This is a genomic window from Streptomyces sp. NPDC097595, assembly GCF_044761525.1.
GTDB lineage: Bacteria > Actinomycetota > Actinomycetes > Streptomycetales > Streptomycetaceae > Streptomyces > Streptomyces drozdowiczii_A.
In genome coordinates, this window is sequence record NZ_JBIWCN010000034.1 from 1 (window position 1) to 9,905 (window position 9,905).

General features: G+C 71.8%; 7 protein-coding genes. 4 read left to right on the plus strand and 3 right to left on the minus strand.

Going from position 1 to position 9,905, the window contains the following annotated elements; genetic code table 11:
- Together ACIQZN_RS34405 and ACIQZN_RS34410 are read left to right on the plus strand one after the other, a co-directional pair.
- The coding region (locus tag ACIQZN_RS34405; RefSeq protein WP_404002568.1) for an SDR family NAD(P)-dependent oxidoreductase at positions 1 to 3,149 on the plus strand (3,149 nt) is incomplete at its 5' end.
- A gap of 83 nt (positions 3,150 to 3,232) precedes the next feature.
- Positions 3,233 to 4,699 carry an FAD-dependent monooxygenase gene (locus ACIQZN_RS34410; protein ID WP_404002569.1) on the plus strand — a complete coding sequence of 489 codons (1,467 nt, stop codon included), beginning with the start codon at positions 3,233 to 3,235 and terminating at the stop codon, positions 4,697 to 4,699.
- A gap of 90 nt (positions 4,700 to 4,789) precedes the next feature.
- On the opposite strand, the gene ACIQZN_RS34415 is transcribed toward ACIQZN_RS34410, so the two are convergent.
- Positions 4,790 to 5,023, minus strand: coding sequence for a phosphopantetheine-binding protein (locus ACIQZN_RS34415; protein WP_404002571.1), 234 nt, complete (start codon positions 5,021 to 5,023; stop codon positions 4,790 to 4,792).
- Between the two features lie 32 nt (positions 5,024 to 5,055).
- Entirely contained in the window at positions 5,056 to 6,081 is a 1,026-nt protein-coding gene (locus ACIQZN_RS34420) for a ketoacyl-ACP synthase III family protein (protein ID WP_404002573.1), read from the minus strand.
- 99 nt (positions 6,082 to 6,180) lie between these two features.
- Here ACIQZN_RS34420 and ACIQZN_RS34425 point away from each other — a divergent pair, with 99 nt between their 5' ends.
- Positions 6,181 to 6,813, plus strand: a complete 633-nt coding sequence (locus ACIQZN_RS34425; RefSeq protein ID WP_404002575.1) for a TetR/AcrR family transcriptional regulator — start codon at positions 6,181 to 6,183, stop codon at positions 6,811 to 6,813.
- 92 nt (positions 6,814 to 6,905) lie between these two features.
- The gene (locus ACIQZN_RS34430) at positions 6,906 to 8,111 is read left to right on the plus strand and encodes a cytochrome P450 (RefSeq protein WP_404002577.1); all 1,206 of its coding nucleotides are present in this window, start codon (positions 6,906 to 6,908) and stop codon (positions 8,109 to 8,111) included.
- Between the two features lie 146 nt (positions 8,112 to 8,257).
- Here ACIQZN_RS34430 and ACIQZN_RS34435 read toward each other — a convergent pair whose 3' ends face one another.
- Positions 8,258 to 9,862: a DHA2 family efflux MFS transporter permease subunit gene (locus ACIQZN_RS34435; protein WP_404002578.1), complete on the minus strand. Its 1,605-nt coding sequence runs from the start codon at positions 9,860 to 9,862 to the stop codon at positions 8,258 to 8,260.
- Between the last annotated feature and the right edge of the window lie 43 nt (positions 9,863 to 9,905).

Sequence of the window (9,905 nt, forward strand, 5' to 3'; positions counted from 1 at the left end):
AACGCATCCCCTTCGCCTGGAACAACATCACCCTCCACGCCACCCACGCCACCACCCTCCACGCCCACCTCACCCCCACCACCCCCGACACCGTCGAACTGGCCCTGTTCGACGCCGGCGGCAACCCGGTCGCCCACATCGGCGGGCTCACCACCCGGCCCGTCAGCCAACAGCAGTTGGGCGCGGCGGCCGGCACCACCGACGAATCGGGCGTCCATCTGCTCGAATGGACTCCGCTGCCCCCGGCCGAGGACGTGCCGGCCCCGCAGTCGGTGGCCCTGCTCGGGACGGCCGACCCGCTGGAGCTGGCCCCCGTGCTCGGGGGCTGCGCCCGCTACGAGGATCTGGCGGCGCTGGGCGCCGCCGTGGACGCCGGTGCCGAGGCACCCGGCCTGGTCCTGGTGAGCGTGGCCGGCGAGGGCGAGGACACCACGGACGTCCTGACGGCGACCCGGACCGTGCTGTACGGGGCCACCGGCCTGGTGCAGGAGTGGCTGTCCGACGAACGGTTCGCGCGATCCCGGCTGGTCGTCGTGACGCGTAACGCCGTCGCCACCCGGCCGGGACCGGAGATACGGGACCTCGCGGCGGCTCCCGTCTGGGGTCTGGTGCGTTCGGCGAGGACGGAGAACCCGGAGCGCTTCGCGCTCCTGGACCTGGACACCGTGCCGGCCATCGCTTCGGCGGCGGCGGACGCGGTGCTACAGGTGCTGCTGGAGGAGTTGCCCGAAGCGGCGGTCCGGGACGGGAGCGCCCACGTACCGCGGTTGGTGCGGCCGGCGGACGCCGCAGGGGTGCTGACCCCGCCCGTCGGCGTCGACTCCTGGCGCGTCGATGTCACCAGCAAGGGCACGCTCGGCAATGTGGCGCTCGTGCCGCACCCCGAGGGGGAGCGTGCGCTCGCCGCCCACGAAATCCGGGTGGCGATGCGCGCGGGTGGTCTCAACTTCCGTGACGTGATGATCGGCCTCGGCATGTACCCGGGCGACGATGCCATGATCGGTGGCGAGGGAGCGGGTGTCGTCCTGGAGACCGGCTCCGAGGTGACCGGACTCTCCGTCGGCGACCGGGTGTTCGGCATGTTCCCCTCGGGCGGGCTGGGGCCGGTCGGGGTCACCGACCACCGGCTGACCGCCCGGATCCCGCGAGGGCTCTCCTTCGGTCAGGCATCCGTCATCCCGGTCGTGTACCTGACGGCCTATTACGGTCTGACGGATCTGGCGGGGCTGCGGGCGGGCGAGCGGCTGCTCATCCATTCGGCGGCGGGCGGGGTCGGTATGGCCGCCACCCAGATCGCCCGGCACCTGGGCGCCGAGGTGTTCGGCACGGCCAGCACCGGCAAGTGGGACACCCTGCGCGCGCTCGGCTTCGACGACCCGCACCTGGCCAGCTCCCGCACCCTCGACTTCGAGCAGCAGTTCACCACCGCCACCGAAGGCCACGGCTTCGACGTCGTACTCGACTCCCTCGCCAAGGAATTCGTCGACGCCACCCTGCGCCTCCAGCCCCACGGCGGCCGCTTCCTGGAGATCGGTAAGACGGACATCCGGGATGCCCAGGAGGTGGCCGCCGCGCACCCGGGCGTCGTCTACCAGGCGTTCGACCTCATGGACGCCGGCCCGGAGCGGACCCAGGAGATGCTGAGGGACCTGGTGGAGCTGTTCGAGGCCGGGGTGCTGAGCCCGCCGCCGCTGACCGCCTGGGACGTGAGCCACGCACCGGCCGCTCTGCGTCACCTCAGCCAGGCGCAGCACGTGGGCAAGACGCTGCTGTCGCTGCCGCGTGAGCTGGATCCGGCGGGGACGGTCCTGATCACCGGGGCCACCGGCACCCTGGGCACCCTCCTCGCCCGCCACCTCGTCACCCACCACGACGTCCGCCACCTCCTCCTGACCAGCCGCCGGGGCCCCGACGCCCCCGGAGCCGACACCCTGCGGACCGAACTCGAAGCCCTCGGCGCGACCGTCACCCTCACCGCCTGCGACACCGCCGACCGCGACGCCCTCACCGCGCTCCTGAACACCGTCCCCACCGACCACCCCCTCACCGCCGTCATCCACACCGCGGGCGTCCTCGACGACGGCACCATCGACACCCTCACCCCCGAACGCCTCGACACCGTCCTGCGCCCCAAGGCCGACACCGCCTGGCACCTGCACGAACTCACCCGCGACACCGACCTCGCCGCCTTCGTCCTCTACTCCTCCGCCGCCGGCATCCTCGGCAACGCCGGACAAGCCAACTACGCCGCCGCCAACACCTTCCTCGACGCCCTCGCCGCACACCGCCACACCCAAGGACTCCCCGCCACCTCCCTCGCCTGGGGACTCTGGGACCAGGCGAGCACGATGACGGGGCAGCTGGACGAGACGGCGCTGGCCCGGCTGGCCCGTACCGGTGTGACCGCGCTGTCCTCCGCCGACGGCCTGGCCCGCTTCGACGCGGCGCTCGGGCTGCGCCAGCCCGTCTCCGTGGCGATGGGTCTCGATCCGGCGACGCTCGCCGAGCGGGCGCGGGCGGGCCTGCTGGATCCGCTGTTCAGCGCCCTGGTGCGACAGGCGCGCCCGCGCCCGGTGGCGCGTGCCGCCGGCCGTTCCACGGGCGGGGGTATGGATGAGATCTCCCTGGCCGAGAGGCTCGCTCCCCTGTCGGCCCAGGAGCGGCGCAAGCGGCTGGCGGAGCTGGTCGGTGAGCATGTCGCGGCCGTGCTCGGTCACTCCTCGGCCGACAGCGTGGGAGCGGACCGGCTGTTCCAGTCGCTCGGCTTCGACTCGCTGTCCGCCGTCGAGCTGCGCAACCGCCTCGGCGCCGCCACCGGCCGACGCCTCACCCCGACCCTGATCTTCGACCACCCCACCCCCGCCGCGCTGACCGCGCACCTGGACGAGCTGCTCGCTCCCCCGGAGCGGGACGTCTTCGCCGGCATCGTCAGCGAACTCGACCTGGTTCAGGGCGCGTTGGGTTCGACCGAGCCGTCCGCGGCGGCCGTGGGCCGGCTGACAGCCCGCCTGCAGGACTTCCTGCTGCGGCTGGAGGAGCACGGCGGGTCCGGACCTGCGAGCGACGACGAGGAGTCCGCCGAGCGGATCTCCGTGGCGACGGACGACGAGATCTTCGACCTCATCGACAACGAGCTCGGCATCGCCTGAGGCCGCGCGGCCCCGGGCCCGCCACGGGCCCGGGGCCGCGCGCCAGGCACCACGTACCACACCAGAAACCGGAGGAACAGGATATGTCCGATCCCGTTATCATCGCGGGTGGCGGGCCCGCAGGGCTGATGCTTGCCCACGAGCTCGGACTGTGGGGCATCGACAGCATCGTGCTGGAGCGGCTGCCGTCCCGCAGCGGCCGGTCCGTGGGCCAGGCGGTCAACACCACCGTCGTGGAACTGCTGGACCAGCGGGGCCTGCTGGAGGGTCTGGAGAAGCACACCACTCCGGTCCAGGGGACCCATTTCTCCCTGCTGTGGCTCGACATGGCCCCGCTCGAAGGACGCCACCAGCCGGCGCTGCTGCTCGCCCAGGAGTATCTGGAGAAGGAGCTGGAGCGGCACGCGCTCAAGCGCGGCGCCGAGGTTCGTTACGGGCATGAGCTGGCGGGCTACACGCAGGACGAGTTCGGGGTCGGCGTCACGGTGCGCGCCGGTGAGGAGACGTACGAGCTGCGCGGCAGCTACCTGGTGGGCGCCGACGGCGAGGACAGCGTGGTCCGCACACTGTCCGGGATCACCTTCTCCGGTACGGGGCCGGCCAGTTGCGGTCTGGTCGCGGACGTGGAGATCGACATCCAGGACCTGCCGGAGATCCACCGCGGCGCCCGGTTCTGCCCGGTGGGCGGGCTGTACTCGTCGGTGCCCGTGGAGCCGGGGGTCACCCGGGTGATCACCGCGGAGTTCGACACGGACCTGCCGGGTCCGACGGTGGAGCCGACGGCGGCCGAGCTGCGCCGGGCCATCGAGCGGCTCAACGACACGCCCTTCCCGGATGTCCCGGTGCGCTGGATCCGCCGCTACGGCGGCCCGTCACGCGTCGCCGAGACGTACCAGGCCGAGAGGGTCTTCCTCGTGGGCGACGCGGCGCACACGTTTTACCCGCTGGCCGGGCTGCGCATGAACCTGGTGCTTCAGGACGCGGTCAACCTGGGCTGGAAGCTCGCGGCGGACCTGCTCGGCTGGGCCCCGCCCAACCTGCTCGACACCTACACGGCGGAGCGGCGCCCGCAGGGCCTGCGCGCGGCTGCCGCGACCGACACCCAGCTGGCCCTGATCCACCCGGTGGAGAAGGTGGCGCCGGTGCGGGCGCTGATGGCGGAGCTGCTGAAGTTCCCGGACGCGAACCGCTATCTGCTGGAGCTGTCCACGGGCCTGGACGTCAGCTACGCCCCCGAGGGCGCGGCCGCGCCCGTGGGGCGGCGGCTGCCGCACGTGCCGCTCGTGACGGAGGGCGGCGCCGGCAGTGTGGCCGCGGCGCTGCACGCCGGGCGGGGCGTGTTCCTGGACCTGACGGGCTCCGGGAGCGCGGCGAATCCGGTGGCGGCGTGGGCGGACCGCGTCGACCTGGTGGCGGCCGAGCCGGTCGCGGCGATCGGTGCGTCGGCCGTACTCGTACGGCCGGACGGGCATGTGGCGTGGGCCGGTGAGCCGGGGGACGCCACCCTGCGGCCGGTGCTGGAGCAGTGGTTCGGGACGCCGAGGGCCTGAGGGCTGTCTCCGGCCCCGACGGGTGCATGGTGAAGGGCCGGGGCAGATCGCCCCGGCCCTTCACCATGCACCCGTCGCCGTCCCGTCGCGTCAGGAGAACCGGCCCGCCCACGCGGCCACGGTGGGCTCGCTCGCGAGGTCCTTGAAGGAGACGGTCAGGCCAGCGCGCCGCCAGACGTTGACGAGCTGCATGATGTGCAGGGACTTGAGGCCGAGGGCGATGAGGTTGGCGTCGTCGGCGATGTCCCGGGCGTGGAAGCCGACGAGTTCGGCGACGGCCTCGCGTATCTCGTCGGCGGTGGGTGCGGTGGTGGTCTGGCTCATGGTGGGCCCTTTCTTTCCGGTCCTGTCCGGGACTACGGGATGTCGACGATCTCCAGAACGGCGCAGCCCACTTCCATGCCGACGGCGGCCGCGAGCAGCAGGACGTGGTCGCCGGGGCGCAGTTCGCCGGAGGCCAGCAGGTGTTCGAGGCCGACGATCTGGTCGGTGCCGCCGGAGTGGCCGACGCGGCGGTTGAACTCCCAGGTCCCCCGGGACTCCTCGATGCCCAGCGGCTCCAGGAAGCCGTTCCGGATCTGGTCGAGGGCAACGGCGCTGTGCGCGACGCGCGTGATGTCATCGAGGGTGCGGCCGGCGTCGGCGAGGGCGGCCGTGACGGCCTCGACGACGATGTCGCCGAGGTGGAAGACGGGCGGGGCCACGCCCTGCATCCACTGGGCGCGGATGTAGTCGGTGCGGGCCTCCAGGTCGAGCGGGCGGCCCAGGGTGACGCTCGGCGGGAAGAGCGGGTCGCCGCCGCGGTGCAGGATCTCGGCCTCCGGGATGGAGATCGAGGAGACGGACAGCAGCTTGGCGAAGCCTTCTCGCCGGGAGAGCACGGCGGCGGAGCCCGCGTCGCCGAGTACGTAATTCGAGCTGACCCGCCAGCGGTCCAGGCCCGGGGTGGAGAAGTTGTCGCCCGCGGTGATCAGCACGGCGTCGGCGGCCGGGTCGGCGGTCAGCATGGTGGCGGCGAACCGCAGCGAGGTGATCATGCCGAGGCAGCCCTGGCGCAGTTCCAGGGCGGGCACGGGCCGGTTCACCGTGCGGTGCAGGATGTAGTGGGGGGCCGACCAGATGTCGGGGCCCTGGTGGAAGACGGGCGTGTGGATGAGCGCCGCGATCTCCTCCGGCTCGTGCCCGGAGCGTTTGAGGGCCTCCTCGGCCGCGGCGATCGCCATGTCGGGGGCGGGCATGTCCCCGGCGACCGCGACCGAGACCATGCCGCTGGACGCCCGCAGGGTCTCGTCGTACCAGCCGTTTTCGATGGCCTCGTCGACGCTGACCCGGTCAGGTATCCAGCTGCCGATCCCGGCCAGATACACGTTGTCCACTTTCATCCTGTGCGCCCGCTTTCAGAAGAGCCTGTGAGGGTACGGGGCACCTTCCCAGGCGGCCCTTGTGCGGCTCTTTCGTGGCGCTTGCAGCATGATGTGGGCGTGGGGCTGCGGGAGATGAAGAAACTCAAGGTCAGGCAGGCGATCCAGCGGGAGACGCTGCGCCTGTTCGAAGAGCGCGGGTACCGGGCGACGACGGTCGAGGAGATCGCCGCGGCGGCGGAGGTGTCCACGACGACCTTCTACCGCTACTACTCCTCCAAGGAGGACGTGATCCTGTCCGGGGTCCACGACCGCGGGCCGGAGGCGGCGGAGACCTCCGGCGGGCACCCGCTGCACTTCGCGGACGGCGGTCTGCCCGAGGGCGGTTCCCTGCTGGCCGGGCTGCGGGTCATGCTGGCCGGTGTACGCGCGAGCGGGGCCTTCGACGAGGGCCGTGCGGAGCTGCTGACCCGGTTGCGCATGATCAACCGGGTACCGGAGCTGCGGGCCCTCAACGCCCAGCGCACCCAGGAGGGGCTGCGCGAGCTGGCCCGGTTGCTGGCGGCCCGGGACGGGACGGATCCCGACGCGCCGGAGGGGTACAGGACGCGGGTGCTGGCCGCGGCGATCGGGGGCGCGGTGGCCGAGACCCTGCGCTTCTGGGTGGACCAGGACGGGGAGCCGGATCTGGACGACCTCTTCGCCCGGACCCTGGACCTGTTGGCCCCCGCGGTGGAGCGGGCGTCGCACTGACGCGGCCGCCCGGCGGTTTAAGGCTGCTTTAGAAGCTGCTTCTAGCCTTCGGCGACGACGGGCGTATCGCCACACCACCGAGGAGCACGATCGTGACCCAGATCCAGGACCTTCCGCGACTTCCCTTCGACCGTGACCCCGACGATGTCAACGGCATCGCGCCGAAGTTCCGCTCGCTGCGCACCGAGTCGCCGGTGGTCCGCGTGACCACCTCGGCCGGCGACGAGGCCTGGCTCGTCACCCGCTACGGCGAGGTCAAGCAGCTCCTCAACGACCCCCGCCTCGGCCGCTCCCACCACGCCCCGGAGACGGCCTCCCGCGTGGCCAACGCCGCCGTGCTGACCGGTCCGCTGGGCAAGCCCGAGGAGGAGGTGCCCGCCCGCACGAAGCTGCGCCGGCTGCTGGCCCCCGCCTTCTCGGCGCGCCGGGTGCAGAAGCTCCAGGGCGGCGTCCAGCAGCTGATCGACCAGCTGCTGGACGACCTGGCGAAGGGCCCGAACTCCGGGGACTTCCACGAGGCGCTGTCCTTCCCGCTGCCCGTACTGGTCATCTGCCAGCTGCTCGGCGTACCCGGCGGGGACCGCGAGGAGTTCCGCCGGATGTCGGCGGGTGCCACCAGCCTGACGGACGTGGAGAAGGCCAAGGCGTCCTGGGGCGAGCTGCACGGCTACATGCGCAGCCTCATCGAGGTGAAGCGCAGCACCCCGGGCGAGGACGTGTTCTCGGACCTCGTCGCCGTACAGGAGAAGGAGGGCCTGGCGGACGACGAGATCGCGCGGATGGCCGCCGGTCTGCTGTTCGCCGGGCACGAGACCACGGTGACCCGGCTGGACCTCGGGACGCTGCTGCTGCTCACCCACCCCGAGGAGCGCAAGAAGCTGCAGGCGGACCCGAAGGGGCTCGTGCAGGGCGCGGTCGAGGAGATCCTGCGGATGGCGGCGCCGTCCACGCAGGACGTGCTGCCCCGCTACACGCACGACGACATCGAGATCGCCGGTACCACCATTCCCAAGGGCGACCTGGTGATGCTGGCGTTCACGGCCACCAACCGCGACCCGGACATCTTCTCCGACCCGAACGTCTTCGACATCACCCGGGACAGCACGCAGCACCTGGCCTTCGGTCACGGTCCGCGCTTCTGCCTCGGTTCGGGTCTGGCCCGGCTGGAGCTCCAGGCGCTGTTCTCCACGCTGTTCGTCCGGTTCCCGAACCTGCAACTGGCGGTGGACCCGGCGGAACTGCGGTTCCGTGACGACACCCTGACGGGTGGTCTGGCCTCGCTGCCGGTCACCTGGTAGTCCGCACATACGAAGAGGCGGCGCGTCCCCTGGGGGGCGCGCCGCCTCTTCGTGTCCGGGCGTCCTGTGCCGGGACATCATCCGGCCCCCGCGGCGGGGGATGACGCGGGGGCCGGACGTCGGGGGGATCCGCCGGAAGCGGCGGATCAGCGGGAGGGTTCGGGCTGCGGCGGAGCCACCGGCTCGGCCGCGGCGGCCTTCTGGGCCGACCGGTGGTTCTTGGCCGCCAGGCAGAGCAGCACGGAGCCGACGACGGCGCCGAGCGGCAGGATCAGCGTGCTGTGCATGGTGGTGACGAACCCGTGGTCGTAGACGGCCTCGGCCGCGGCGGCGAGTTGCCGGGCGGCCGCCGTCGGCAGGCCCTGGGCGAGCTCCTTGATCGTGCCGGCGTCGGGGCTCGCGCCGGAGGAGAAGGCGTCGACGAAGCCCTCGCGGCTCCGGGCGGGCAGCTCGGAGGAGCGTGTGGCGGCCTCCTCGTGCAGGGTGGTGGCGAGCCGGCTCTGCAGAACGGCGCCGACGACGGAGGCGCCGAGGACCGAGCCGATCTGCCGGATGGTGTTGTTGACGCCGGAGGCGGCGCCCGCCAGGCGCGGCGGTACGTTGCGCATGGCCTCGGTGGCCATCGGCGCGAGCAGGCAGCCGGTGCCCAGGCCCACCACGGCCATCGGCAGCGTGAAGGTGTACCAGTGGCTGTCCACCGCGGCGAACGCGAGGACCAGCGAGATGCCGGTGCCGTACACCGCGAGGCCGAACAGCAGCACGTTCTTGCCGCCGATCTTGTCGGACAGGCGGCCCGCGAACGGGGCGGTCATCATCGACAGCAGCGGCGAGGGGGCGAGGGTCAGACCTGCCTGCACGGCGGACATGCCGAGCACGGACTGAAGGTAGATGTTCACCGGCAGCACCAGACCGAGCAACGCCATCGAGATGAGCGCGACGATCACGGTCATCACGGTGAAGTTCCGGTCCTTGAAGAGCGCGAACGGTACGAGCGGCTCGTCGTCCTGCTTGCGGCGCTGGTAGAGCACGAACACGCCGAGCAGGGCCACTCCGCCGGCGATCAGGGCCACGATGCCCGTGTTCCAGTCGTAGCGCTCGCCCTCCTGGAGGCCGAAGCTCAGGCAGAACAGCGCGACGGTGACGATGAGGACGCCGCCGATGTCGAACTTGTGGGTCCGGGCCGGGCGGATGTCGGGCACGAGCAGGAAGGTCAGCACGAGCACGGCGATGCCGACGGGCACGTTGATGAAGAAGATCCAGCGCCAGCCGACGGTGCTGACGATCAGCCCGCCGAGCGTCGGCCCGGAGATGGTGGCGACACCGGCGATGGAGCCCCAGACGCCCATGGCCGCACCGCGCCGGTCCGCCGGGAACACCGCGATGATCATCACCATCGTCTGAGGCACCATCATCGCCGCGCCCAGGCCCTGCACCGCACGGGTGGCGATGAGCATGCCGGGGTCGACGGCGAGGCCGCAGGCGACGCTGGCCAGGGTGAACAGCACGACGCCCGAGGCGAACAGGGTACGAGGACCGCGGAGGTCACCGAGCCGGCCGAAGGTGATCAGGGTGACAGCGAGGACGAGCGCATAGGCACTGACCACCCACAGGGCCTCGTCAAGGGAGGAACCGAGTCTCTCCATCATGTCGGGGATCGCGATGTTCACGATCGTCAGGTCCAGCAGTGTCATGAAGAACCCGAGACCGAGCGTCATCAAGACCGCCCACGGGTTCCCGCGCAACTTACTCACGGATGCTCCTCGTCCTCCACCGAAGTGGCTCGCCTCTAAAATC